This is a genomic window from Nonomuraea spiralis (genome assembly GCF_014648435.1).
GTDB lineage: Bacteria > Actinomycetota > Actinomycetes > Streptosporangiales > Streptosporangiaceae > Nonomuraea > Nonomuraea spiralis.
Window position 1 is genome coordinate 100794 of the sequence record NZ_BMRC01000007.1, and the last position, 25944, is coordinate 126737.

Here is a 25944-nt window from a genome sequence, read left to right on the forward strand (position 1 = left end):
GGCGGGCCCTCGGCGTGTCCGCACTCCTAGAATCCGCAGGTATGGGAACCGACAGGCTGCGTCGCAAGCCGTACGAGAAGGAACTTCTCCGCCTGCAGGCGGAACTCGTCAACCTTCAGGAGTGGGTGCGGTCCGAGGGGCGGCGGGTCGTGGTGATCTTCGAGGGACGCGACGCCGCGGGCAAGGGCAGCACGATCAAGCGGGTCGCCGAGTACCTGAACCCGCGCGTGGCCCGGATCGCCGCGCTGCCCGTGCCGACCGGGCGGGAACGGTCGCAGTGGTACTTCCAGCGGTACGTCGAGCACCTGCCCGCCGCCGGGGAGATCGTGTTGTTCGACCGGAGCTGGTACAACCGGGCCGGGGTGGAGCGGGTGATGGGATTCTGCACGCAGGAGGAGTACACGCGTTTCCTGCACCAGTGCCCGATCTTCGAGAGACTGCTGGTCGAGGACGGGATCCTGCTGCGCAAATACTGGTTCTCGGTCAGCGACGACGAGCAGGAGCGCCGCTTCCGCGACCGGCTGGAGGACCCGATGCGCCGGTGGAAGTTGTCGGAGATGGACCTGGAGTCGATCACCAGGTGGGAGGAGTACTCCCGGGCCAAGGACGAGATGCTGGTGCACACCGACATCCCCGAGGCCCCCTGGTACGAGGTGGAGAGCGAGGACAAACGGCGGGCCAGGATCAACATGATCTCCCACCTGCTGTCCACGATCCCCTACCGCCAGGTGCGGCGGCCGCCGCTGGAGATCCCCGAGCGACCGCCCGCCACCGGCTACCGGCGCCCGCCGCGCCGCCCCGAGTCGTCCGTGCCCGACGTGACCGCCGAGCTCTGACGGCCGGGCGTAAGGGGGCCGGCCCGCGCGGCGGGTCAGCCGGCCGTGTGCGCGAGGACGGCGGCGGCCAGCTCCTCGTGCGTCTCGGGCGGCAGGGTGTGTCCCATGCCCGCCACGATCACCAGCCGCGCCCCCGGGATCTGCTCGGCGATCACCGCGCCGTGCCCCGGCTTGACCGGCTCGTGACTGCCCTCGATGACCAGCGTGGGCGCCTTGACCTGGTGCAGCACGCCCACCGGCTCGAAGTCGGGCTTGCCGCCCGCGGCCAGCCGGTGGTTGGCCGCCGCCGACAGGTCGCGGGCCCGGTCGAAGATCCGCTCCTGCGCCCGGCGGGCCGCGTCCTCGTCGAAGGGCAGCCCGGTGCCGTGCAGCACACGCTGCTCGGCGATCATGCCGTCGATCACCGCGCGCCGGTCCTGCGGCGGCGGGGCGGCCATCAGGGCGCGGTAGAAGTCCACGAACTCCGGCGCCGGCTCCGGCAGACTGCCCTCGGGCTGCGGCTGTCCCAGCAGCGCCCGCATGAGCACCTGGCCCTCGCCCCCGCCGAGCGGCGAGGAGGCGATGACGGTCAGCGAACGCACCCGCTCCGGCCGTTCCACGGCCACGAACTGGCCGAGCAGCCCGCCCGCCGAATGGCCGACCAGGTGGGCGCTCTCCAGGCCGTGGGCGTCCAGCACGCGGTAGACGTCGTCCTTGATGTCGTCCCACGTGTACGGATGGGCCTCGAAGTCCACGGTGTCCGACATGCCGGTGTCGCGGTGGTCGTACCGGATGACCCGGCGGCCTCCGGCGGTCAGACGGCCGACGAACTCGTCCGGCCACAGGACGCCCTGCGACATCGAACCCATGATCAACAGGATCGGCGTGGCGTTCTCGGCGCCGAACTCTTCGCTCCAGATGTTCACGTTTTGCATGCCTCAGATCATGCCGTCGCCGGTTACGGGCGCCTTCTGTAGAACTACTAGCCGCGCCAGATCCGTACGGGAGCCGATGCCCAGCTTCGGATAGATCTTGTACAGGTGGTACTCGACCGTGCGCGGGCTCAGGAAGAGCTGGGCGGCGATCTGCTTGCTGGACAACCCGTCGGCGACCAGGCCCGCGATGCGCAGCTCCTGCGGGGTCAGCGCGTCGAGCACGGCCGCGGGCGGCGCCTGCCCGCTCTCGCCCGCCGCCCGCAGCTCCTCCTGCGCGCGTCGCGCCCACGGCCGCGCGCCCGCTCGTTCGAATGTCTCCCACGCCGTCCGCAGGTGCGCCCGCGCCTCGCCGGGCCGCTGACCGCGGCGCAGCCGCTCGCCCAGCAGCAGGGCGGTCCTGGCCGCCTCGAAGGGGTTGGTGTGCAGGCGCAGCGCCTCGCCGAAGGCGTCCTCGCCGGCGCCGGCCAGACCCCGGCAGCGGGCCAGCAGCGCGCGCGACTCGGGCGTCGCGGCGTGCTCCGCCCATCGTTCGTACGCCTCCAGCGCCGCCAGCGCGCCCGCCTCGTCGCCCGCGCCCACGGCCGCCTCGACGCGGTCCGGGGTCATCCGCCACACCACGGCCGGATGCCCGGCGCCCGGCCCCGCCGCCGCGATGGCCGCGAAACGGTCGTTCGCCGCCGCGTACCGGCCGAGGCACAGGTCGAGCAGCGCCGGCGCGTACGCGGCCACCCCCGCCCGCAACCCCACCCGGTGCGGTACGGCGATGGCCAACGCCTCGCGGGCCTGCCGCTCACAGGACTCCTGCTCGCCGCGCAGCGCCGCCAGCACCGCCAGGTTGGCCAGGTGGGCGGCCACCGTGTTCGTGTACCCGGCCTCGCGGGCCAGCTCCAGGCCCTCCTCGGAGATGGCCTGACTGCGCGCCAGCCGTCCGGCCAGGCGTTCGGCGGTCGCCACGAACTCCAGCACCACGGGGAGCTGCCCGGCCATCCCCGACACCCTGGCCACCCGGCCGGCCCGGTCGGTCATCTCGCCGGCCAGGTCAGGCTCGCCGAGCTGGCTGGCCGCGGCCGTCGCCCACAGGTAGCCCGCCGCGTCCTCCAGTTCGCCGCTCCTGGCCAGCGCGCGCCGCAGCAGGGCCGGGCCCGCGGGGTCGCCGTCCAGGGTGAGGCCGATCCCGGCCACGGTGTCGCGCAGGAAGCCCTCGGGGTGCGCGGTGGCCCGTCGGCCCAGCTCGACCATGGCCGCCGTGTCGCCGACGTACGAGGCCGCCTCCACGGCGTCGGCCAGCATGTCCAGGCTGTCGCCCGCCGCCAGGATCCGTACGGCCTCGGCGGCGTTGCCCGAGTTCAGCTCGAAGCGGCCCCGGAGCCGGGCGATCTCCATGGCGAGGACGGCGTCCGCGCCGGCACGTTCGCGGGCCTCGGCCAGCAGAGAGTCCGCCTGACCCGGACGGCCGCCGAGCCAGGCCGCGACGGCGGCGTCCTTCAGGCGTACGGCGCGGTCGCGCGGGCCGGGGGTCAGTTCGGCGGCCCTGGCCAGGGCGGTGGCGGCGGCGCCGTACCCGCCGCGGTCGCGGGCCCGTCCGGCGGCGGCCACCAGCTCGGCGGCGACCCGCTCGTCCTGGCCCATCGCCGCGCCGGCCAGGTGCCAGGCGCGGCGGTCGTCCGCGGTCAGCTCCGCGAGGACGGCGTGCACGCGGCGGATCTCGGCCGGCGCGGCCGCTTCGTGCACCGCCGACCGGACCAGCGGATGCCTGAACCGCACCCCGGCCCCCACCACCTCGACCAGCCCCACCTCCTCCAACTCCGCCACAGCCCTCCGCGCGCCGTCCGCCGGATCCGCCGCAACCGGCCCGGCCTCCTCCCCGCCCTCCGGCCCGACCGCACCGCGCGGGGCCGAGGTCCTGTCGGCGGGGAGGGAGTACGAGGCCAGGGGGGCGTCGGGGTGGGGGACGGGTGGGGTGGGGGTGGGGAGGAGGTGGGTGGTGGCGTGGAGGATTGTGGTGAGGTCGGTTTCGGCGGTGGCGATCAGGGCGGCCAGGCTGGCGGGGGCGGACAGCGCGGCGACGCGGTCGCCGAAGAGCCGGGCGCCGCCGGGCAGCGGGTCGGGCAGCGGTTCGCGTCCGGCGAGCTGGGCGGGTGTCAGGCGGGCGGCGATCTCGCCCAGGGCCAGCGGGTTCGCGCCGGTCAGCGTGACCAGCTCCCGCCGCACCCGTACGGGCAGCGCGCCGTGCCGCGACTCCAGCAGCTCGGCCGCGGCGGGCTCGGCCAGGCCGCGTACGTCCACCGTCAGCGGCACGCCCTTGACCGGAGCGTCACCGCGTACGGCGAGCAGCATCGCGACGCGTTCGGTGCCCAGCCGCCTGGCGGCGAACAGCAGCGCGTCCGCCGAGGCCCGGTCGACCCACTGGAAGTCGTCGACCACGCACACCAGCCCGTCCGGCGCGGCGGCCTCGGCCAGCAGCGAGAGCACGCCCGCCGCCACCAGGAACCGATCACCGGTCCCGCCCGCGGCCAGCCCCAGGGCCGCCCCGACGGCGAGGCGCTGCGGCTCGGGCAGCGCGCCGAGCGAGCCGGTCACCGGCCACAACACCTGGTGCAGCGCCGCGAACGCGAGGTCGGACTCGGACTCGACGCCGGTGGTCCGCAACACCCGCATCCCGCCGGCCCGCTCGCACGCCGCGTCGAGCAGGGCGGTCTTGCCCGCCCCCGCCTCGCCCCGCAACACCGCCGCGCCGCCGGAGCCCTCGCGGGCCCGCGCGATCACCTGGTCTATTGCGCTGATTTCCGCCGATCTGCCGTAGAGCACAACACCACACTCTAGGAGGCCCCCAGGCGGTCCCGTCCCGCCGAGCCGGACGAGCGTACGTCAGCCCCGCGTCAGGGCCGAGATCACCTGTTCGGCCGTCAGACGGGGATCCGGGACCGCTGGACCGTCCGGCTCAGCTCGCCGCCGGCGCGATCCAGGCGTCGCAGACGGCCAGATCGGCGAGCACGCGCGGGTCGGCCAGCTCGCCGAACGGCGGCAGGTACACCCCGCGGCGCATCACAGCAGCCCCTTCAGATGCGGCGCGGTACGGCTGCGCGGGCTGGCCGCGACCCGCGCCGGCGTCCCGGCCGCCACGACGGTGCCGCCGGCCGAACCGCCGCCGGGCCCGAGGTCGATGACGTGGCCGGCGGTCGCCACCACGCGCATGTCGTGCTCGGCGACCACGACGGTGCCGCCGCCGCCGACCAGTTCGTGCAGCCGGTCCATGAGCACGTCGGTGTCGTGCGGGTGCAGTCCGGTGGACGGCTCGTCCAGCAGGTAGATCGTGGACTCGGCCCGGCGGCCCTGCAACTCGGCGGACAGCTTGATGCGCTGGGCCTCGCCGCCGGACAGCTCGGTGGCCGGCTGGCCCAGCCGCAGGTAGCCGAGCCCGACGTCGTGCAGCGTCTCCAGCGGGCGGCGTACGGCGGGGACGTCGCCGAAGAAGCCGGTGGCCTCGTCGACCGTCATCGCCAGGACCTCGGCGACCGTCCGGTCGCGGTAGGTCACCCGCAGGGTGTCGGGGTTGTAGCGGGCGCCGCCGCAGTCGGGGCAGGGCGCGTACGTCGTGGGCAGGAAGAGCAGCTCGACCGCCACGTAGCCGTCGCCCTGGCAGGTCTCGCAGCGTCCGCCCGCCACGTTGAAGGAGAAGCGCGCGGGGCCGTACCCGTGGGCGCGGGCGCCGTCCGTGGCGGCGAACAGCTTGCGTACGGTGTCGAACAGCCCGGTGTAGGTGGCCAGGTTGGAACGCGGGGTGCGGCCGATGGGCTGCTGGTTGACCCACACCACCCGCCGGTCCACGGCGGCGGCCTCGGCGATCGCCTCCAGCAGGCTGCTCTTGCCCGAGCCCGAGACCCCGGTGACCGCGGTGAAGACGCCGAGCGGCACGTCCACGTCCACGTCGCGCAGGTTGTTGCGGGTCAGGCCGCGCAGTTCCAGCAGGCCCGACGGGCGGTGGGCCGGGCGTTCCGGCACGACGGCGGCGAACAGGTAGCGGCGGGTCACCGATCCTTCGACCTCGCGCAGCCCGGCGACCGGCCCGCTGTACAGGACGCGCCCGCCGTCGCCGCCCGCCCCGGGGCCCACGTCGACCAGCCAGTCGGCCTGGCGTACGACGTCCATGTCGTGCTCGACGAGGCAGACGGTGTTGCCGCCGTCGCGCAGGCGGCGCAGGAGCTCCGACAGCGCGGCGCAGTCGGCGGGGTGGAGGCCGGCCGAGGGTTCGTCCAGCACGTACACGACGCCGAACAGGCCGGCGCGGAGCTGGGTCGCCAGCCGGATGCGCTGCAGCTCGCCGCTGGACAGGGTCGGCGCGGGCCGGGCGACGCTCAGGTAGCCGAGCCCCAGCTCGTCCAGCACCTCGATGCGGTCGAGGATGTCGCTCGCGAGCGCCCCCGCGGGGCCCGGCTCGCCCCTGGACGGGCCCAGCACGCCGGCCAGCTCGCTCATCGGCAGCGAGGCCAGCTCGACGACGGTCCTGCCCGCGTACGTGACCGCCAGCGCCTCGGGACGCAGCCGCCGTCCCCCGCACGTCGGGCAGGTGCGGCGGGTCATGAACCGCTCGGCCCGCAGGCGGCTCTTCTCGCTGGCCGAGGAGGCGTACGCCTTGAGCACCAGCCGCCGCGCGCTGGCGTACTTGCCCTGGTAGGGGCGGTGGATCCGGCCGGCCTCGCGCACCGGGTGAACCGTGACGACCGGCTCGTCCTCGGTGAACAGGATCCAGTCCCGCTGCTCCTGGGGCAGGCTGTGCCAGGGCTGGTGGATGTCGTAGCCCAGCGTCGCCAGGATGTCGCGCTGGTTCTTGCCCTGCCAGGCGCCCGGCCACGAGGCGATCGCGCCCTCCGCGATGCTCAGCGCCGGATCGGGGACCAGCGACTCCTCGGTGACCTCGTGCAGCACGCCCTGCCCCTGGCACTCCGGGCACGCGCCCGCGACCGTGTTGGGGGAGAACGCGTCCGAGTCCAGGCGCGGCGCGCCCGCGGGGTAGTCGCCGGCGCGCGACATCAGCATCCGCAGCGAGTTGGACACCCTGCTCAGCGTGCCGACCGTGGATCGCGCGGACGGCGTCGAGCGCCGCTGGCCGAGCGCGACCGCGGGCGGCAGGCCGGTGATGTCGTCCACGTCGGGCATGGGCAGTTGTTGCAGCAGCCGCCGCGCGTACGGGGCGACCGACTCCAGGTAACGATGTTGCGACTCGGCGAAGATCGTGCCGAACGCCAGCGACGACTTGCCCGACCCCGAGATCCCCGTGAACGCCACGAGCGCGTCGCGCGGGATCGCGACGTCCACGTCCCGCAGGTTGTGCACCCGCGCGCCGCGCACCCGGATGCCGCTGACCACATCGTCTTCCACTCTGCGCAATCTACCCATCGCCCGCCGTACGCCCCCCGGCCGGTACGGGATGAGGGGGACAGGTACCAGGGGATGACCCGGTTCTCCTACTCCAGTCGGATGGTCTTGTCGGGTGAAGTGACCGATGATCAAACCCCCGACGATTGGAATCGCGATGCGAAGACCAGTCCTGATCCTCACCCTCTTAGCGGCCCTGGCGGCCCCGCTCGCGCCGGTCCCCGCGGCCGCCGCGACACCGTCCCAGGCCGTCAGGTGGGCGCCGTGCGCGGAGGATCCCGCGGTCGACTGCGGGACGCTGACCGTGCCGATCGACTGGAACAACCCGGGCGCCGGGACGTTCGAACTGGCCCTCGCCCGCCGCAGGGCGAGCGACCCGGCCGCCCGCATCGGATCGCTGGTGATCAACCCCGGCGGCCCCGGCGGCTCGGGCGTGACCAGCGTCCTGAACAACTGGCTCAGCTTCACCCCCCAGATCACCAGCCGCTTCGACATAGTCGGCTTCGACCCGCGCGGCGTGGCCCGCAGCCACCCGATCACCTGCTCGCTGGAGCTCGCCCAGCAGGCGCCCGACCCGCTGTCGATCAAGGACCAGGCCGGCTGGGACGCCCTGCTCGCCTTCAACAAGCGCTACGGCGACGACTGCCGCCGGCGCACCGGCCCGCTGTTCGACAACGTCCACACCGGGTACGTGATCCGCGACCTCGACGCCCTGCGCGCCGCGCTCGGCGACGACAAACTGACCTACTACGGCGTCTCGTACGGCACGCTGATCGGCCAGCTCTACGCCGAGCGTTACCCGCGCCGCGTCCGGGCCCTCGCGCTGGACAGCAACATGGACCACAGCCTCGGCACCCAGGCGTTCCTGGAGACCGAGACGTGGACCTCGCAGGACTCCTTCGACGAGTTCGTGTCCTGGTGCGAGCGGACCGCGTCGTGCGCGCTGCACGGCCGGGACCTGCGCGCGGTCTGGCGCGACCTGCTGGGCCGGGCCGAGCGCGGCGAGCTGACCTTCCCCGGGCAGCCGGGCGTCGTGCTGCGCAAGCTCGACCTGATCGGAGTGGCGTTCAGCGCGTTCTACGGCCCCGCCTGGAGCGAGCTGGCCGACCTGCTGGCCGCCATGGAGAGCGGCGCCCAGGTGGCGAGCCCGCTCCTCGCGCCGCCCGTGAAGGCGGCGGGGGAGACCGTCAACGACGCGACGTTCGTGTTCTGCCAGGACTACGCGCTGCCGGTCCGCGGCTACCGGGAATGGGACCGGCTGCTGCGCCGGTCGGCGGCCATCGCGCCGGACATGCTGGTCAGCGCCGCGGCGCACCCGCTCACACTGGCCTGCCAGGGCGCGGCCACGCCCAACCCGCAACACCGGCTGAAGCTGGACGGCTCGCCGGGGCTGCTGCTCGGCAACGCGCTGCACGACCCGGCCACCCCGTACATGTGGGCGACCGGCACCGCGCGGCAGGCCGGGCGGGCGGCTCGCCTGCTCACGTACGAGGGGTGGGGGCACGGCATCTACGGCCGCGGCGACTGCCCGACGGCCGCCTTCGACCGTTTTCTGCTCTCCCGTGACCTGCCCGCCAAGGGTGCCCGCTGCCCGGCGGTCCCGCCCGCCGAGGTGACGCTCAAGCGCCTCCAGCCCTTCCCGGGCCCGCTGCCCGGCCGTCCCGGCTGGACGTCCGCACTGCGGTGACGTACGGCGGCGCGGCCCGCGGACGCCTTCCGCGGGCCGCGCCGTCCGGTGAACGGGCTGGGTCTGGCGTGGCGGCTATATCCCAGTGATAGGTGCGATTCGCTACTTCTCGGACGACCGAAGGCATGCATACCGTGACAGAACCCCCCAACTCCAGGAGGAGGATCCGTGTCAAGGTCTCTCCGGCATGTGCTTTCCGTCGTCCTCGCCCTCTCCTTCCTGCTGGTCACCTCCCCGGCCCAGGCCGCCGTCCTGGTCAGGGTCGTACGGTACGACGCCTCCCGCGCGGCCGAGTTCGTCAGCGTGGTCAACCAGGCGGCCCAGGTCTGGAACGCCAACGTGGTGAACGTCCGGCTGGTGCAGGGCACGCCCGCCAGCTTCGTCGTCCTGGCCGACAACAACTGGCCGAGGACACTGCCCACCAGCCTCGGCCGCGGCACGATCTGGATGGGCCGGCAGGCGGTCAACCAGGGCTACTACCCGCTCCGGATCGCCACCCACGAGATCGGCCACATCCTGGGCCTGCCCGACCGGCGTACCGGTCTGTGCAGTGACCTGATGTCCGGCTCCAGCGCCCCCGTGAGCTGCACGAACGCCAACCCCAGCACGGCCGAACGGGCCGAGGTGGACCGCAACTTCGCCGGCAGCGCCCCGGCGGTGGAGTTCGGCCGCGTGCACGAGAACCGCTGACCCGCGACCGCCGTCCCGCCCCGGCCCCGGCGGCCACGGGCGGGACGGCGGCGGCGACGGGGTTGGCCGAACGGCGTTGATCGTATTGTCTGGGGGCATCGCCCCCGACGTGAGGATCAGAGCATGCCTCGTCCGAGAGCCGTCCTGCCAGTCCTCGCCGCCGCCGCCTCGATCCTGCTGATCAGCGGGTCCGCGGAGGCGGCGGCGGACGTGCCGTTACCCTCGGCGATCTTCCGCGCCACGCACAACAGCTATTCGGGCAACATCTCCGGCGCCAGGAACTCGATCGCCTACCAGCTCGACCACGGCGTCCGCTTCATCGAGCTCGACATCCACGACAACGGCTACGCCACCGCCCTCGACTACTCCGTCGGCCACGACGCGCCCGGCGACGAGGTCGACCACGCGGGCAACCCGGCCTCGAACCTCCTGCGCGACTGGCTCGCGGTCATCGACACCTGGTCCGCGGCGCATCCCACGGCCGCCCCGATCGTCGTCGCCCTCGACATCAAGGACGACCTGACCGACAACCCCTCCTACGCCGCGGGCAACCTGGCCGCGCTCAACCAGAAACTCGTCTCCGCCTTCGGGCCCCGGCTGTTCCGCGCCGAGGACTACCCGGCCACCCCGCCGACCGTGGACGCGCTGCGCGGCCGCGTGCTCCCCGTGATCTCCGGCGACGGCGTGACCCGCACCCTGTACAAACGCGACATCGGCTCCAACCCGGCCGTCGCGGCCAACAACCGCGGCCAGGTCGTGGAGGTGCACGACTCGGGCGACGGCGTCCTGTGGTACTGGACCGGCACGTACGGCGCCGACGGCCGGGTGAGCTGGCTGCGCCACGGCCGCTACGACAACGGCGTGACCCCGGCCGTCGCCCTCTCCGACAACGGCGACCTGGTCGAGGTCCACCAGTCCCAGAACGCCACCACCCTCTGGTACCGCGTGGGTCGCCTCGGCGCCGACGGCGAGATCACCTGGTCCGCCAGCCGCCAGTACGACAACGGCGTCCTGCCGACCGTCCGCTTCACCGACGCGGGCGGGACCCGGCTCCGCGAGATCCACCGCAGCCAGAGCAACAACCAGAACTGGCAGTGGACCGGCGCGCTCGACGGCGGCGCGATGACCGTCGCGTGGAGCGGCAACGCCAAGACCTCCGACGCCCGCTACGACAAGACCACCTCGGCCGGCGGTACGCCCCGCGTGCACGTGTGGACCGGCGCGGACGGCCCGACCCCGGCCAGGACGCTGCGGGTGGACACCGACGCGGTCACCGGCGACCGCATCCGCTACCGGCAGGTCGCCTTCGACGAGTTCCAGCGCGGCGACAGCGCGGAGCTCCAGCAGGGCGCGCTGTTCTACGCGGCGCCCGCCGGGGAGTCGGCGTTCATCACCTCGGCACGGCAGGCCGGACGGCTCGTACGCGGCTGGGACTTCGACTCGGCGGGCCAGGCGACCGACCCGCCGGCCAGCTACCTGGCGACCAACCACCCGTACGACACCTGGTACCGGGACCTCCTGACGCGGGCCGGGGCCGTCGAATGACCGCCGGCCGCGCCGCGAACGCGGGAACGAGGGCCCGGTGACGGCCTGACTGCCACAATCCGGGACGCCGCCCTGTCTCAGTGCCGGAACCCGAGCGACAGGAGCGGGATCCTGGCGGCAGCCGGCATCAGGGTTCGGATCAGGATGAGCGCACGTCCGATCGACGAGCGCTACGGCCTGTTCACGATCATCCTGCTCGGCGAGAGCGTGCTCGCGGCGTCCAGGGGCGTCGCGGCGGCGGTCGGGACGAACGGGATCAGCGGCCGATTCGTGGTGATCGCGGTGTCCGGCCTCGTGGTGCTGTTCGCCCTGTGGTGGCTGTACTTCCTGGTGGAGGCCGGTGACGGGCTCGGCGACCGCCGCGATCGCTCGTACCTGTGGGGTACGGCCACTACGGCGTCTTCGCGGCGATCGCGGCGACCCGCGTGTCGTCGGCCGGGCTCGCGGTCGCCCTGAACGCCGGTCAGGCCGGTCGGGGGCGGACCCGGTCGCGGTTCTCGCGTACGACGGTGAACCCCGCCGACCGGTAGAGCGCCACCGCGGCCTCGTTCGAGGACGGCGTCAGGACGGCGACCGCGCTCGCGCCCAGGCGGACCAGGGCCGCGCACGTGCCCAGCACGGCGTCGCGCCCGTGGCCGTGCCCGCGATGGTCCGGATGCGTGCCGACCGGTTCCAGCAGCCCGCACCGGCCCACCCCCGCGAACCAGCCGGTCGCGGCGGCCGCGGGCGCCCCCGACGGCGTACGCACGAGCGTCTCCACGGCCATCCCGCCCGCCGGTGACCGTTTCATCGTGTCCCAGTGGCCGACGCTGAACGTGGATCCCGCGAAGGCCGACCGGTGCACCAGCGCCCGGTCGGCCGCGGTGGCCGCGCCGACCGGCTCGGCGCGGCTCGACACCGGCCGCGGGGCCCACGACATGACGAGCCAGGACTCCTCCTGATCGTGCCCCCACCCGGGCACGGGCAGGCCGTCGGACCAGTCCTGGCCGGGTTCGAGCAGCTCGTCGGCGTCGGCCGCCAGCGCCCCGAGGTCGGCCCCCGGCGCGGCGGTCACCCGCAGCACCGGACCGTCGAGGAAACCGGCCGCCACCGGCAGCGCGTCCTCGGTCCAGAGCAGGACGGCCGCGTCGTCGTACCGTAGGTGCCAGCCCACGTCCCCGGGATGCACGCCGCCTTCGGGCGCGTCGGGCGGTGTCCACTCGCGCAGCGCGCGCAGCGCCGGGCCGGTCTCGGCGGAGGTCAGGCGGCGCCGTACGAGCGAGATCATGCACGGCAGACTAACCAGCCCCCCACACCGTCATCAAAGGGTTTACCCGCCCGCCCGTACGGAAGGAACCGATGCGGCACGCTCCCCACCTCGACACCTCCGGCAGGACTGGGCCGGCGTTCGGGGGGGCGGGGGTCAGGCGTCCGGTGCGGGGGCGGGTGGGTCCAGTTCGTCCGCGCGGCGGAGGTCCTTCGGGCGGCCCAGGGCGCGGCGCATCCGGACCAGGTCCTCGCGGGAGACGTAGTGGACCGCCAGTCCGCTCGGGCTCACGGCGGTGACCGCGCGGTCGAAGCACTCCCGGACCGGCAGGCCGCCCCAGGGGAGCGCCGGGGTGCAGCAGTCGCCGCCGGCCCCCGGCGAGGTGAACGGCACCTTGGGCCGGAGGAAGGACTCCGGGCGGAGGGGCAGGGGCTCGCCCGTCTCGCCGGTGAGCCGGGCGCCGACGGAGGCGAACGCGGCAGCCAGGGCGGGGGCGTGGGCAGGGGTGCCGTCCCAGAGCACGTCCAGGTCGCCGGTCAGTTCGGTGGAGCCGTGCATGATGCCGGCGACCTGCCCGATCACCACGACCCGGACGCCGTGCCGCTGGAAGGCTCCGAGCAGGGGGAACGGGTCGAACCCGAGGGCGCCGTCCGTGTCGATCGTGCCGGCGTCGTCGTCGGCGTCCTCGTGGGACAGGCCGGTGGGGGGCCGTTCATGTGCCAGCTCGCGGATGCGGCGGGCGGCGGCGCTGAGGCGTTCCAAGGGGTCGTCGGTCATCTGATCATGCAACCACCGCTCGTGCCCGCGGCGCACGCGCCTTTCTCGTACGTGTTAAATTGGCCGTATGACCAACTTGGCCGATCGACCAAATTCGGTGCGAGGGGACCGCCGCCGCGAGCAACTGGTGGAGACCGGCGTCGCGCTGCTGCGTGAGCACGGATGGCCCGGCGTCACCACGCGCGCCGTGGCCGAGCGGGCCGGCACCAACCCCGGCCTGATCCACTACCACTTCGGCGGGCTGCCCGGCCTGCACGAGGCGATCTTCCGCCGGGCCACCGACCTCGTCGTCACCCCGCTGGTCACCGAGCTGCTGAACGCCGAGGACGAGCGCGCGGCGCTGGCCCTGATGCGCGACATGCCGGACCGCGCGGCGGCCGACGAGCCGACGACCCGGCTGGCGGCCGAGCTGATCGTGGGCGCCACCCGCGATCCCGCCCTGGGCGTGGTGCTGCGCGACGAGCTCCGCCGGGCCCGCGGCCTGATCGCCACCCGCCTGGCGAGCCTGCGTCCCGGCTGGACGGCCGCCCGGCTGGACGGCGTCGCCACGCTCGTCACCGCAGCGATCGACGGCCTGATGTTGCACTACATGATCGATCCCGATCTTCCCGTCGGCGCGGCGCTGTCGGCGGTGGAGGACCTGCTGGAGGAGGGCGGCTCGTGCGGGTCCTGATCTGCGGGGCCGGCATCGCCGGTCTCACGCCGGCGTACTGGCTGCGGCAGCGCAACGCCCCGCCCGCCGGCCTCGGAAGGGACTGAGAACGATGGAGATCGTCAACCGGCCGGACCCACCGGCCGGGCTGCGGCGGCGGTTGTGGCGCCTGCCCATCCTGCTCTACCGGCTGGGCCTCGGGCCGCTGCTGGGAAGCCGCGTCATGCTGCTCACCCACACCGGACGCGTCTCGGGCCTGCCCCGCCGGGCGGTCATCGAGGTCGTCCGGCACGACGGCCACGGCTACGTGGCCGCCTCCGGCTTCGGCCCCAAGGCCGACTGGTACCGCAACGTCATGGCCACCCCACGGGTGACCGTCCAGGTGGGGGGCCGCCGCTTCCGGGCGACCGCCGTGCCGATCGAGGCCGCCGAGGGCGCGGAGATCATGGCCCGGTACGCGCCCCGCCACCCGGCCGCCGCCCGGCGCCTCTGCCGGATCATGGGGTTCGCCGTGGACGGCAGCGTGGCGGACTACCGTGAGGTCGGCAGGCACATCCCGTTCGTGCGTTTCATTCCGGGTGATGCCGCTTCTTCGTGAGCCGTCCGCGGTGGACCTCAGGACGCGGCGAAACCGTCCAGCGCCTTGAGGATCTCGTCGCGGTAGGTGCCGCTGCCGGTGTGCCCGGAGTCCTCCACGACCACCAGGCGCGCCTCGGGCCACGCCTGGGCCAGGTCCCAGGCGTACTCCAGGGGCGCGCCGAGGTCGAAGCGGCCGTGCAGGAGCACGCCGGGGATGCCCGCCAGCTTGTACGCCTCCCGCAGCAGCACACCCTCCTCCAGCCAGGCGTCGTTGGAGAAGTAGTGGGCGCAGACGCGGACCAGCGCCGCCAGCCGGTCCGGCGGCCGGTCGCTGTAGGCGTTGGGCTTGCCGTTCGCCTCCAGCGAGATGACCGTGTCCTCCCACGCCGTCCAGTCGTGGGCCGCCTTGACGCGGACCGCCGGGTCGGGGTCGGCCATCAGGCCCGCGTAGGCGCTCAGCACCTCGCGCAGGCTGCCGCGATCGGCCTCGGGCACCCCCTCGCGGAAGCGCCGCCGCTGTTCGGGGAAGAAGCGGCCGACGCCGTCGTACAGCCAGTCGATCTCCGAACGGCGGGTCATGGTGACGCCGGTGACGACGATCTCCGAGACCCGCTCCGGATGGGCCTCGGCGTAGGCCAGGATCAGCGTCGAACCCCAGGAGCCGCCGTACAGCAGCCAGCGGTCGACGCCCAGGTGCTCGCGCAGCCGTTCCATGTCGGCCACCAGGTGGTGGGTGGTGTTGGCGGACATATCGGTGGCCGGGTCGGCGGCGTGCGGCCGGCTGCGGCCGCAGTTGCGCTGGTCGAACAGGATGACCCGGTAGCGCTCCGGGTCGAAGCTGCGCCGCTGGCCGGGCGTGCAGCCCGACCCGGGCCCGCCGTGCACGACCAGGGCGGGTTTGCCGTCGGGGTTGCCGCACGCCTCCCAGTAGACGAGGTTGCCGTCGCCGACGTCGAGCAGGCCATGATCATAGGGTTCGATCGCGGGATACATCCGGCCACCGTACTAGCGTCGCCGACGGCCCGGACCGGCCCCGTGCGGCGCGGTCACGGCCGCGCCGAGGGGAACAGGATCGCGCTGAGCAGGTAGGGGGCGCGGCCGGGCTCGGGGGTGTTGGCCAGCCGGTCGCGCAACACCGTGAGCAGGTCGGCCAGCATCGCGTCGAGCTCGTCCGGGCTGAGCCACAGGGTGCCCTGCCGGTAGGAGACCGAGTCGGCGACCGGGTCGGCGCCCTCGCGGCGCAGGTAGGCGTCGAACTCGGCGATCAGGACGGCCATGGCCGCGGCGAAACCCCGGCGGTGGTCGTCGAGCGACATCGCGGCGGCCGCGCCGGCCTCGATCGCGGGACGGTCCTGGCGCAGCCGGTAGCGGCGCTCGGTGGCGCCGCGTACGCGCTGCTCGCCGTCCACCTCCAGGAAGCCGCCCTCGGTGAGGTGGGCGACCTGGCGGTACATCGTGATCTTCGGAACCTCGGGCATGCGGGCGCACAGTTGCGCGATCGTCATCGTGCCCGCCGCGGCCACGGCGTGCACGATGCGCAGCCGTACCGGGTGCAGGAGTTGTTCCACAGGGTCCATGGCCTGACGATTTCATATGAGATACCGTTATCCAAAATGAAAACGTAGGGGGTCGTCATGCGGGAGACGCAGGGGCGGGCGGTGCCGGTGAACGGCGGGCACGTCTACGTCGAGGAGTTCGGGCAGGGGCCGTACCAGGTGGTCTTCGAGGCGGGCGGGGGGTGTGGCCGTACCTGCTGGGACCGGTTGACGCCGCTGCTGGCCGGGAAGGCCCGGCTGGTCGCCTACGACCGCGCCGGGCGGGCGCGCAGCGGCCGGGTCGCCGGGCTGGACATCGACGACCTGGCGGCCGACCTGGTCGCGATGACCGAGGCCGTCGTGCCGGGGGAGTTCGTGCTCGTGGCGCACAGCATGGGCGGGCTGGTCGCGCGCCGCGCCGCCGGGCGCCTGGGGTCCCGGCTGCGGGGTCTGCTGCTGGCCGACGTCCTGCCGGAGACCTCGCCGGTGTACGACACGTGGGACGCGACCACCGAGCGGATCGACCGCATGCTGGCGGTCTCGCAGACGCTCAGCCGGTTCCGCCCGGTGGCGCGGCTGTTCAGCGGGAACGTCCGGCGGCTCTACCCGGCCGACACCTACCGGACCATGCTCACCGAGGACTTCACCCCCGCCGGGGTCGCCCAGACCCGCCGGGAGATCCGGGCGGTGGCCGCCGCCGTACCGAGGTTCCGCGCCGAGCCGCCCCCGCTCCCGGAGTGCCCGACGATCGTGTTGTCGGTCGAGCGTGCCGCGAAGGGCCGGGAGCGGCAGCACGCCGAGAACCGCGAGCACCAGCGCCGCTACGCCGAGAGCCTGCCCGACGGGCGCCACGAGGACGTCGCCTCGGGACACCTCGTCCAGGCCGAGCGGCCGGAGCTGGTCGCCGACCGGATAGAGCGGCTGCTCAACCGCACTCCCTGACCTGCTCGGGAGCAACGCCGCCGGGCGCCGTACGTCCCGGCCGCGGACGCGCGGGGGCGGCGGTGAGGCGTCTGTCCGCCACGGCGACCACCGCGGCGACCAGCACGAGCGCCGCCCCGGCGGCCAGCAGCGGCCGGGGCCCCAGGACGAGCGCCGCCCCGGCGCCGGCCGCCCCCACCGAGGACAACCCCATCTTGAGTCCCGCGATCGACACGAAGACCTGCGCCCGCGCCCCGGGCGGCGAGTACGCCGACCGCGCGGCCAGGCTCGCCGCGAACAGCGGCGCGTTGGCGAACCCGGCCAGCCCGAACGCCGCCACGGCCACCGGGTAGACGGGCGACAGCGCGCACAGGGCCAGCGCCACGGCCAGGATCACCACGTGCCGGACCGTCAGCCGCTCCGGCTCTCCCCGCAGCGGGAAAGCGGTCACCGCCAGCGAGCCCGCCAGATTGCCCAGGCCGTACACGGCGGCCAGCGCGGCGCCGGCCGCCTCCCCGTGGCCGAGCCGGGCGCCGAACTCGACCGCCACCACGGTCAGCCCCCCGGCGGTGACGGCGGTGAGCAGCGTCGCGACCAGTACCCGCCGCAACGGCCCGAGCGTGACCATGAGCCTCAGCGCCTGGCGCACCGTCAGAACGCCTTCGCCCCGGCGCCCCTCCCGAGAGGCGACCGTCTCGCCCGGCAGGCCCGCTTTTCTGGGGTCCGATTCGCCCGGCAAGGTTGGTTTCCTGGGGTCGTCCGGCAACGTCAGTACGACGGCGCCCGCCACCACGGCGGCCACCCCCAGGCCGAGTACGGCCGACAGCGGGTCGGCCACCGCCGCCAGCCCGGCGACCAGGGCCGGACCGGCCGTGCCGCCCACCCCGTACGTGACCGCGTCCCAGCCCTCGGCCCGACCGCGCGCCATCCGCGCACGTACGGCGATCTCCGGCAGCCGGCTGCTCAGCCCGCCCGTCACCATGGGACCGCCGGCCCCCGCGAGCAGGAGCAGCGCGCCCACCACGGGCAGCGGCGCGACCCCCATGAGCGCCGCGCCGGCCGCCAGCGCCGCCCCGTGCAGCACGAACGCCCCCGCCAGCAGCCGCCGCCCGTCGGCGGAGCGGTCCAACTGGCGGGCCAGCCACGGGCCGAGCAGGTGCGGCACGGTCAGCAGCGCCACGAACAGCCCACCGGCCGCGGCCCCCTGGGGGAGACGCCGGACCGCGAGCAGGACCAGGCCCACGGTCGCGCCGCCGTCCACGCAGCGGACCAGCGTCGCCGCGCCGACGTAGCGGACCACGGGCCAGCCGGTGAAGGAGAGGTCTGTGAGTGTGCGGGGCAAGGGTCAGCCGTCCGCGCGGGTGACGGCGGCGGCGCGTGGTCCGCGTTCCCGTCCGGTGCGGGGCACAAGGGTGATCTTCATGTCGACTCCTTCGGTAACTGACAAAAGCAATTACAACAGTCACCGACTTTAGGAGTCGCCGAGGAGACCGGTCAAGAGGGTCCGGCCGGTCGTACGGGTGCGGCGGGCTCAGGCGTGGCCGGTGAGGGCGCGGCGGACACGATCCACCAGCCCGGCCCACGGCGTCCCGGAAGAGCCCGGGGTGCCGGATGTGGTGGGGTGTGACTGGTCCGGTGTGGCGTGCCTGGCCCGTACGGCCTCGGCGCCCAGCTCCAGCAGCCGCTCCCGCGGGCAGGACTCCCGTACGAGGGGGAAGATGTCCGTCTCCGCCTCGTCCACATGGTGGCGGACCTGGCCCCTCAGCTCCTCCAGCGTCGTCCAGTATGCGGCGTCACCGGGCTCCAGCCCCTCCAGCCGCCTGATCGTCCGCTCGGTCTCGGCGTGCCCGGCCAGCTGCCGGTCGGCCGCCGCGTCGCCGCCGGGCACGTGCTCGCGTACGGCCGGATACAGGTACTCCTCCTCGGTCACGGAATGGCGTACCAGCTCGATGAGCACCTCCTCGGCCAGCTCCTGCGGACGCTCGTCGAGCCGGCCGGTCATCCCCTCCAGCTCCGTGAACATCCGCTCGATCTCGCGGTGATCGGAGATCAGCACGTCGATCAGGTCCTGTCGTTCCTCCACGCCATGCCCCCGCCGGCTCGTTCCCCTGTGGTTACGCACTGTGACAGTGCCCGGTGCGGGCGGCGCAAACCTGGCCGCCCCACCGAGCCCTGCGCGTACGTCGCTCCGGGACGGTCAGTTGGCGTCGATGAACCGCTGGGCGAGGGTCCTGCCCAGCGTGACGGCCTGGTTGTGGTTCTCGGCGGCCGAGACCTTCGTGCCCGAGCCGGTGAACACGATGTACGTGACGCCGGCGTCGGTGCCGCCGTTGCTCGGGTCGGGGTTGATGCCCAGGTCGGCGGCGGTGCGGTAGGAAGCCTCACCGATGATCCCCGACGGGCCGGTGTCACCCATGACCGCGTACTCCACCTGGCCGTTGTAGACGACGGCCACCACCGTCCCGCAGCCGATGCCCTTGGTCCGGTAGTCCCAGATCGAGCTGGGGCTCGGCACCACCACGTACGGGAGCTGCGCCGCGTTCAGCGGCGTGTCGGACGTGGTGTGGCAGAACGTGTCGGCCTGGAAGCAGCAGTCGGTGCTCTCGTTGCACTGCGTGGTGCGCACGCCGTCGCAGTCGATGTCCATGTCGCCCTTCCAGAACACGCCGCCGGTCTTGCCGCACACCGCGACGGTCCCGGAGGAGACGTCGGAGTCGGTCTTGTACGTGCCGTTGGAGATCTGAGCGCACGAGGTGACCTTGGCGAGGAGCTGGTCGGCGGTCGGCCCGGAGGTGCCGCCGGTCGCGGTGCCGGTGACGGCGGCGCTGTGCCCCGACTCGTTGCCCGCCGCGTCCAGCGCGGTGATCGTGTACGTGTGCGCGGACCCCGAGGCCAGCCCGCCCACGGTCGCGCCGGCGGTCGGCGAGGTCGCCACCACGGTGGTGCCCTCGTAGACGCGGTAGCCGGTGACGCCCACGTTGTCGGTGGAGTCGGTCCAGGCCAGCGAGATGCTGCTCGCCGACACGCCGGTCACCCGCGGGCCCGCCGGGACGGTGGGCGCCTGGCCGTCCGCGCCGCCGGCGCCGCTGACCGACAGCCGGTCCACGTTCGGGCCGCCGTCGGCGCCGGTGCCGGTCGCGCGGACGGTGTTGACGCCGGCGTTCAGGGTCACGGTGGCGCGGCCGTCGGCCCAGGTGTCCCAGCTCCCGGTGCCGGGGAAGGCCATGCCGGGCACGGCGGTGGCGCCGTTGACGGCGATGTCCATCGGGCGGGTGACGGCGGTGCCGTTGGCGTAGCGGAAGGTCAGCGTGTGGCTGCCGGCCTCGGCGACGTTGACCGACCATTCGATCGAGCCGCCGGCGGCGTTGACGTAGTCCACGAACCCGGTGCCGGTGTAGCCGGTGTGGTTGGTGGCGACGGCGGCCTGCGCGAGCGTCGCCGCCTCGGCCTGGTACTCGGTGGCGGGCGCGTCGGCGGTCGTGGCCTCCAGGTAGTCGAGGTTGGGGTTGCCTCCGGCGGAGGTGGCGGTGACCCGGATCGTGTTGTCGCCCGCGCGCAGCGTGGCGGTGAGGGTGGAGGTCGCCCAGGTGTCCCAGTTCGCGGTGGCCCCGAACGAGCGCCCGGCCGACACGACCGCGCCGTTGACGGAGACGTCGGCGACCCGGGCCGAGCCGGTGCCGTTGGCGTACCTGAGGGCCAGGGTGGCGGTCCCGGCCGCCGGGGCGTTGACGGTCCACTCCGTGTACGGGCCCGCCGCGTTGGCGCTGTTGACGAACCCGGTGCCGGAGAACCCGGTGTGGTCGGCCTCGACGGCGCCCTGGACGTTGGTGGCGTTCTCGGCCTCGTAGCGCACGGTCGCCGCGCGGGCGGGCAGCGCCACCAGGGGGGAGACGGCCAGGCAGGCGGCGGCGACCGGGACGAGGGCGCGTAAGCGGGATGGGAGCACGGTCCTACCTCGGGGGGTGTCGAAGGGGCAGGTCAGGGTGATCGGGGGTGCCGGCGGCCGCGCGCCGGCGCGGCCGCCGGTGGCCTCACTGGATGGCGGAACGCCGGATCGTGTCGGCGCTCCCGTCGCCGTTGTTGTCGGAGTTGGTCGAGCCGAACCAGATAGCGGCGGCGTTCGGCACCTTCTCGACCGCGCGCAGCCGGCCGTACGTGCCGTTGAAGTAGGAGTTGACCGACGAGACGTTCTCGCCGTTCAGCACGATGCGCCACAGCCGCTGCCCGCGCAGCGCCGCCATGAAGATCGTGTTGTTGACGATCGCGATGCCGCTCGGCGAGGCCTCGGCGACGCCCCAGGTGTACTTGGGGTTGGTCATGCCCGAGGTGGTGCAGGTGCCCTCGCAGGTGGGCCAGCCGTAGTTCTTGCCGGGCTGGATCAGGTTGAGCTCGTCGCGCGAGGAGTTGCCCAGTTCCGAGGACCACAGGCGGCCGGCCGAGTCCCAGGCCAGGCCCTGCGGGTTGCGGTGGCCGTAGCTGTAGACGCGGGTGCCGAACGGGTTGCCGGGCGCCGCCGCGCCGGTCCTGGTGATGCGCAGGATCTTGCCGTTGAGCGAGTTCAGGTTGGGCGCGTTGGCGGACTGCTGGGCGTCGCCGGTGGTGGCGTACAGGTAGCCGTCGGGGCCGAACCTGATGCGGCCGCCGTTGTGGTACCGGTTCTTGTCGATGCCCTGGAGGATCGAGGTGTAGCCGCTGAGCGTGCTGCCGTTGAAGTTCATCCTGGCGATGCGGTTGCCCTCGGCGGCGGTGTGCATGAAGAACACCTCCTGGTCGGTCGTGCCGTTCCAGGTGGGGGAGAGGTCCAGGCCCATGAGGCCGCCCTCGCCGTCGGTGGTCTGCACGTTCGGCACGGTCCCGACCTGCGTCTTGACGCCCGCCGGGGTCACCTTGAACACCTTGAACGTGTCCCGCTCGGTGACCAGCGCGTACGAGCCGTCCGGCGTCCAGGAGACGTCCCAGGGCACGTCCCAGCCGCCCGCGACACCGGCGGGCGTCTGCGGCACGGTCCCGCAGGTCCCCGTGGTGAACGAGGCCGAGGCCGCGCTCGGCGCGGAGAGCTGCCCGGCGGTGTCCCGGGCGACGACGTCGAGCTGGTACGTACGGGCGCACTCCAGCGGCACGCTCGCGGTGGTGGCGGGCGGGGCGCCGGTGACGGTGGCCAGCACGGTGCCGGAGGCGTGGTCGCGGACCAGGTAGGCGCGCACGCCGCCGTCGTCGGTGGAGGCGGCCCACGTGACGGTCGCCGACGTGGGCTGGACGCCGCTGACGGCGGGCTGACCCGGCTGCGACGGCGGGTCGTCGGGCGGCGCGGGCAGCGTGTGGCAGGCGGCCTCCGGGCTGCTCAGCGAGACGTTGCCGGAGGCGTCGCGGGCGAACACCGAGAGCTGGTACCCGAAGTCCGGGCTCAGCCCGGTCAGCGTGGCGGGCGGCGCGGGGGCGGTGGCGATGAGCTGGCCCTGCTGGTAGATGTCGTAGGCGGCGACGCCGATGTCGTCGGTGGAGGGCGGCCAGTCCAGCTTCAGGCTGTTGTGGGTGATCTGGCTGCACACCGGCTGGCCGGGCGCGGTCGGCTTCTGGGTGTCGCCCGGTCCGCTGACGCGCAGCCGGTCGAGGTTGGGGCCGCCGTTCGCGGTGGTCGCGGTGGCCCGTACGGTGTTGGCGCCCGCGTTCAGGGTGGCGGTGAGCGTGACCTCGTTCCAGGTGGTCCACGCGCCGGTGCCGGGGAAGGAGCGGGTGCTCGCCGTGCCGTTCACGGAGACGCTCATCGGCCGGTCGATCGTGGTGCCGTTGGCGAAGCGCAACGTCAGGCTCTGCGGGCCGGTGGCCGCCGCGCTGACCTGGAACTCGACGTACGAGCCGAGCGCGTTGTCGTAGTTGACGAACCCGGATCCGGTGTAGCCGGCGTGGTTGGACTCCACGACGCCCTGCGCGATCGTGGCCGTCTCGGCCTGGTAGTCGGTGTAGCCGCTGACCTTGACCTCGGCGTCGAGGTAGTCCCAGTTGGGGTTGCCGCCGGCCGTGGCCGCGGTGACCCTGATCGTGTTGGCGCCCGCCTTGAACTGCGCGGTCATCGTGACCGTGGCCCAGGTGTCCCAGTCGGCGGTGGGCGCGAAGGCCCGCGAGGCGGCCACGACCGAGCCGTTGACGGCGATGTCGGCCGGCCGGTCGGCGGCGGTGCCGTTGGCGTAGCGCAGGGCCAGCGTGGCGGTGCCGGCGGCGGGCGCGTCGAGCGTCCATTCGACGTACGAGCCGGCGACGTTGTCGCCGTTGACGAAGCCGGTGCCCGAGTAGCCGGTGTGGTTGGACTCGACGGCTCCCTGCGAGACCGTGGCGTTCTCGGCCTCGTACCGGGTGGGCGCGGCGCCGGCGGGCCCGGCGGGTACGGCCAGTGCGCCCGCGACCAGCACGAGGACGCATAACCGGGACTTCCACAGGTTCATCGGGTGGCTCCTGGGGGGTGAGCGGCTTTTCATCGTGTTCCCACAAGGAGTCACACCCGTCAACAAGTTGCCGATCTTGGAACGATCCAAGTTTAGGAAACTTTCCTAACTCTCAACTCGGAAGAGGCAGCAAGACATCCGATGTGCCAAGGACGCTGGACAGGCATTTGCCGGAGATGTATGCCTGAAGCAAGGATGAGATCGGATCTGTGTTCGCCGCCGTACGACAGGAGGGCAAACCGTGCCGCTCAGAAACCGACATCGTACGGCGGGCCGGTTCGGCACGCCCCCTTCACACGGCGGCCTCCCGGCACGACGATCGGAGGCCGGAACCCTGCCCTGACGAGGAGGCGCGATGGCGCATCTCTGGCGCGGCTGGTGCTCGCTCCGCCCCGGCCTCCTGCTGTACGGCGGCACCATCGGCACGAACCAGCTCCACGCCCACCACGCCGTCCACCTGATCGTCGCCGCGGAGCCCTTCACCATGGCCGACGCCCGAGGCCGCCGGCTGACCACCCTGGCCGCGGTCGTCCCGCCCGACACCGGCCACACCCTCCTCGCGGGAGCGCGCGGGGCCCTGCTGGCGCAGCTCGAACCGGGCGGCTCGGCGGGCCGCGCCCTGCTCGCCCGTTCGGGCGCCGGCCCCGACGCGCCGACCTGGGGTCAGCCCTTCACGGACGCGGCCACGCCCCCGTTCGCCGACCCCGCCGAGGCCGCGCACGCCCTGGAGCTCGTCGAGCACTGGACCGGCCGCCCCGGCGCGGCGGAGGCCCCGGCGCACCCGGCGGTGGAACGGGCGGTGGCCGTCATCCCCGCGCTGCTGCGCTCGGGACCGGTGCGCCTCGACACGCTCGCGGCAGCGGTGCACCTGTCGCCGAGCCGGCTGGCGCACCTGTTCAGCGCGCACGTGGGGATCCCGCTGCGCCCCTACGTACGCTGGCGGCGCGTCCAGCACGCGATCGCGCTGGTGGCCGCCGGTGAGACGCTGACGGACGCCGCCCACAGCGCCGGGTTCACCGACGGGCCGCACTTCACCCGGGTCTTCAGGCGCACCTTCGGGACCGCGCCCTCCACGCTGGCCGCCGCCGTCGAATGGCTGCCCTGAGAACGGCACGTTCGTACAAGCCCTGACGGCCCCGGCCCCGCATCCTTGGGGGCGTACGCCCAGCGCCCCGAGGAGAAGGCCGCGATGCTCAATCTGTCGATCATTCTGGAGGACAGCGCCCGCAACACCCCGGACCGCACCGCGCTGGTCCTCGGCGACCTGCGCCTGCCGTACTCCATGCTGGACTCCGTCGCCGGCCAGGTCGCCGCTCTGCTGGCGGCCCGGGGGATCGGCAGGGGCGACAAGGTCGCGCTGCTCTGCCCGAACCTGCCCTACTTCCCCTTCGTCTACTTCGGCATCCTCAAGGCGGGCGCGGCGGTGGTGCCCCTCAACGTGCTGCTGCGCCCGCGCGAGATCGCCTACCACCTGACCGACAGCGACAGCAGGGCGTTCTTCTGCTTCGAGGGCTCGGCCGAGCTGCCCATGGGCGCGCGGGGGCGGGAGGCGTACGACGCCGCCGAGGGCTGCGAGCACTTCTTCGTCCTGCCCGCCACGCCCCTCGCCACCGAGTCGGAGCACGGCGAGTCGTTCTGGGCGGCGCTGGAGGGCATGCCGGCGCGGTTCGAGACCGTGCCGACCGCGCCGGACGACACCGCGGCCGTCCTCTACACCTCCGGCACCACCGGCCGGCCCAAGGGCGCCGAGCTCACCCACCTGAACCTCCTGGTCAACACCATGGTCAGCGACGAGATGTTCCCCGCCGACCCCGAGGGCGACGTCGCGCTCGCCGTGCTGCCGCTCTTCCACTCCTTCGGCCAGGTCGCGGTGATGAACGTGAGCGTGCGCCGCCGTGCCACGCTGGTGCTCCAGCCGCGCTTCGAGGCCGGCGCGGCGCTGGAGCTGATGCGCGGCGAGAAGGTGACCATGTTCGCCGGGGTGCCGACGATGTTCTGGGCGCTGCTGTCGGAGCTGCGCGCCGGCGGCGCGGCGCCGCCCCCGGCGCTGCGGGTGGCGGTGTCGGGCGGGGCCGCCTGCCCGGTCGAGGTGCTCAAGGACTTCGAGGCCGCCTTCGGCGTCCCGATCCTGGAGGGGTACGGCCTGTCGGAGACCTCCCCGGTGGCCTGCTTCAACCGGCCGGGCCGGCCCACCAGGCCCGGGACCATCGGCCTTCCGGTCTGGGGCGTGGAGATGCGTCTGGTGGACGGCGACGGGAACGTCATCGAGGGCGGGGGCCCCGGTGAGATCGCCGTTCGCGGTCACAACGTCATGAAGGGCTACTACGGGCGCCCCGAGGAGACCGAGGAGGTCCTGCGGGACGGCTGGTTCCTTACCGGCGACCTCGCCACCCGCGACGAGGACGGCTACTACGCCGTCGTCGACCGTACCAAGGACATGATCATCAGGGGTGGGTTCAACGTCTACCCGCGCGAGCTGGAGGAGGTGCTGATGACGCATCCGTCCGTGTCGCTGGCGGCGGTGGTCGGCGTCCCGCACGCCTCGCACGGCGAGGAGATCAAGGCGTACGTCATCCCGGCGCCGGGGGCGGCGGCGAGCGAGGACGAGCTCATCGCCTGGTGCCGGGAGAACATGGCGGCCTACAAGTACCCGCGGCTGATCGAGTTCCGCGAGAGTCTGCCGATGACGGTCACCGGCAAGATCCTCAAGCGCGAGCTGCGCTGACCGCCCGGCCCCCTCGCGGCC

Annotated in this window: 21 protein-coding genes; 10 read left to right on the forward strand and 11 right to left on the reverse strand. The window is 73.6% G+C overall.

The features are described from left to right. The first annotated feature begins 41 nt into the window (after positions 1–41). The gene (gene ppk2 / locus IEZ27_RS18835; protein ID WP_125638300.1) at positions 42–836 is read left to right on the forward strand and encodes a polyphosphate kinase 2; all 795 of its coding nucleotides are present in this window, start codon (positions 42–44) and stop codon (positions 834–836) included. Between the two features lie 35 nt (positions 837–871). On the opposite strand, the gene IEZ27_RS18840 is transcribed toward ppk2, so the two are convergent. From IEZ27_RS18840 to IEZ27_RS18850, 3 genes are all read right to left on the reverse strand, one after another. Then, positions 872–1750, reverse strand: a complete 879-nt coding sequence (locus tag IEZ27_RS18840; protein ID WP_189648430.1) for an alpha/beta fold hydrolase — start codon at positions 1748–1750, stop codon at positions 872–874. A gap of 3 nt (positions 1751–1753) precedes the next feature. After that, positions 1754–4558: a helix-turn-helix transcriptional regulator gene (locus IEZ27_RS18845; protein WP_189648431.1), complete on the reverse strand. Its 2805-nt coding sequence runs from the start codon at positions 4556–4558 to the stop codon at positions 1754–1756. Between the two features lie 237 nt (positions 4559–4795). Next, complete coding sequence (locus IEZ27_RS18850) at positions 4796–7147, reverse strand: ATP-binding cassette domain-containing protein (RefSeq protein ID WP_189648432.1); 2352 nt, start codon at positions 7145–7147, stop codon at positions 4796–4798. 136 nt (positions 7148–7283) lie between these two features. On the opposite strand from IEZ27_RS18850, the gene IEZ27_RS18855 reads away from it, so the two are divergent. From IEZ27_RS18855 to IEZ27_RS18870, 4 genes are all read left to right on the forward strand, one after another. After that, positions 7284–8813 carry an alpha/beta fold hydrolase gene (locus IEZ27_RS18855; RefSeq protein WP_189648433.1) on the forward strand — a complete coding sequence of 510 codons (1530 nt, stop codon included), beginning with the start codon at positions 7284–7286 and terminating at the stop codon, positions 8811–8813. Between the two features lie 168 nt (positions 8814–8981). Then, positions 8982–9503 (forward strand): snapalysin family zinc-dependent metalloprotease, encoded by a 522-nt coding sequence (locus IEZ27_RS18860; RefSeq protein ID WP_189648434.1) that lies wholly within the window; start codon positions 8982–8984, stop codon positions 9501–9503. Between the two features lie 123 nt (positions 9504–9626). Then, positions 9627–11048 (forward strand): PI-PLC domain-containing protein, encoded by a 1422-nt coding sequence (locus IEZ27_RS18865; RefSeq protein WP_189648435.1) that lies wholly within the window; start codon positions 9627–9629, stop codon positions 11046–11048. 144 nt (positions 11049–11192) lie between these two features. Then, positions 11193–11504: a low temperature requirement protein A gene (locus IEZ27_RS18870; RefSeq protein ID WP_229824114.1), complete on the forward strand. Its 312-nt coding sequence runs from the start codon at positions 11193–11195 to the stop codon at positions 11502–11504. 7 nt (positions 11505–11511) lie between these two features. Here the strand turns inward: IEZ27_RS18870 and IEZ27_RS18875 are convergent, their stop codons facing one another. Beyond that, positions 11512–12315, reverse strand: a complete 804-nt coding sequence (locus IEZ27_RS18875; protein WP_189648436.1) for a GNAT family N-acetyltransferase — start codon at positions 12313–12315, stop codon at positions 11512–11514. A 135-nt stretch (positions 12316–12450) separates the two neighbouring features. Then, entirely contained in the window at positions 12451–13071 is a 621-nt protein-coding gene (locus IEZ27_RS18880; RefSeq protein ID WP_189648437.1) for a hypothetical protein, read from the reverse strand. Between the two features lie 67 nt (positions 13072–13138). Here IEZ27_RS18880 and IEZ27_RS18885 point away from each other — a divergent pair, with 67 nt between their 5' ends. Next, the gene (locus IEZ27_RS18885; RefSeq protein WP_189648438.1) at positions 13139–13744 is read left to right on the forward strand and encodes a TetR/AcrR family transcriptional regulator; all 606 of its coding nucleotides are present in this window, start codon (positions 13139–13141) and stop codon (positions 13742–13744) included. Positions 13745–13835: 91 nt separating this feature from the next. Then, positions 13836–14321, forward strand: coding sequence for a nitroreductase family deazaflavin-dependent oxidoreductase (locus IEZ27_RS18890; RefSeq protein ID WP_189648439.1), 486 nt, complete (start codon positions 13836–13838; stop codon positions 14319–14321). A 17-nt stretch (positions 14322–14338) separates the two neighbouring features. Here IEZ27_RS18890 and pip read toward each other — a convergent pair whose 3' ends face one another. Beyond that, positions 14339–15295 carry a prolyl aminopeptidase gene (gene pip / locus IEZ27_RS18895; RefSeq protein WP_189648440.1) on the reverse strand — a complete coding sequence of 319 codons (957 nt, stop codon included), beginning with the start codon at positions 15293–15295 and terminating at the stop codon, positions 14339–14341. Positions 15296–15348: 53 nt separating this feature from the next. Next, positions 15349–15879 carry a helix-turn-helix domain-containing protein gene (locus IEZ27_RS18900; protein ID WP_189648441.1) on the reverse strand — a complete coding sequence of 177 codons (531 nt, stop codon included), beginning with the start codon at positions 15877–15879 and terminating at the stop codon, positions 15349–15351. 57 nt (positions 15880–15936) lie between these two features. On the opposite strand from IEZ27_RS18900, the gene IEZ27_RS18905 reads away from it, so the two are divergent. Beyond that, positions 15937–16779: an alpha/beta fold hydrolase gene (locus IEZ27_RS18905; protein WP_189648442.1), complete on the forward strand. Its 843-nt coding sequence runs from the start codon at positions 15937–15939 to the stop codon at positions 16777–16779. Here IEZ27_RS18905 and IEZ27_RS18910 read toward each other — a convergent pair. From IEZ27_RS18910 to IEZ27_RS18925, 4 genes are all read right to left on the reverse strand, one after another. Beyond that, entirely contained in the window at positions 16763–18100 is a 1338-nt protein-coding gene (locus IEZ27_RS18910) for an MFS transporter (RefSeq protein ID WP_189648443.1), read from the reverse strand. The two genes, IEZ27_RS18905 and IEZ27_RS18910, sit on opposite strands and share 17 nt — an antisense overlap. A 189-nt stretch (positions 18101–18289) precedes the next feature. Beyond that, on the reverse strand, positions 18290–18841 hold the full coding sequence (locus tag IEZ27_RS18915; protein WP_189648444.1) for a hemerythrin domain-containing protein: 552 nt from the start codon (positions 18839–18841) through the stop codon (positions 18290–18292). Between the two features lie 114 nt (positions 18842–18955). Then, the gene (locus tag IEZ27_RS18920) at positions 18956–20704 is read right to left on the reverse strand and encodes a CBM35 domain-containing protein (protein WP_189648445.1); all 1749 of its coding nucleotides are present in this window, start codon (positions 20702–20704) and stop codon (positions 18956–18958) included. 85 nt (positions 20705–20789) lie between these two features. Beyond that, positions 20790–23198 (reverse strand): PQQ-dependent sugar dehydrogenase, encoded by a 2409-nt coding sequence (locus tag IEZ27_RS18925; protein WP_189648446.1) that lies wholly within the window; start codon positions 23196–23198, stop codon positions 20790–20792. Between the two features lie 355 nt (positions 23199–23553). Between IEZ27_RS18925 and IEZ27_RS18930 the strand changes: the two genes are divergently transcribed. Beyond that, positions 23554–24303, forward strand: coding sequence for a helix-turn-helix transcriptional regulator (locus IEZ27_RS18930; RefSeq protein ID WP_189648447.1), 750 nt, complete (start codon positions 23554–23556; stop codon positions 24301–24303). Between the two features lie 84 nt (positions 24304–24387). Beyond that, positions 24388–25923 carry a long-chain-fatty-acid--CoA ligase gene (locus IEZ27_RS18935; protein ID WP_189648448.1) on the forward strand — a complete coding sequence of 512 codons (1536 nt, stop codon included), beginning with the start codon at positions 24388–24390 and terminating at the stop codon, positions 25921–25923. Positions 25924–25944: the final 21 nt, after the last annotated feature.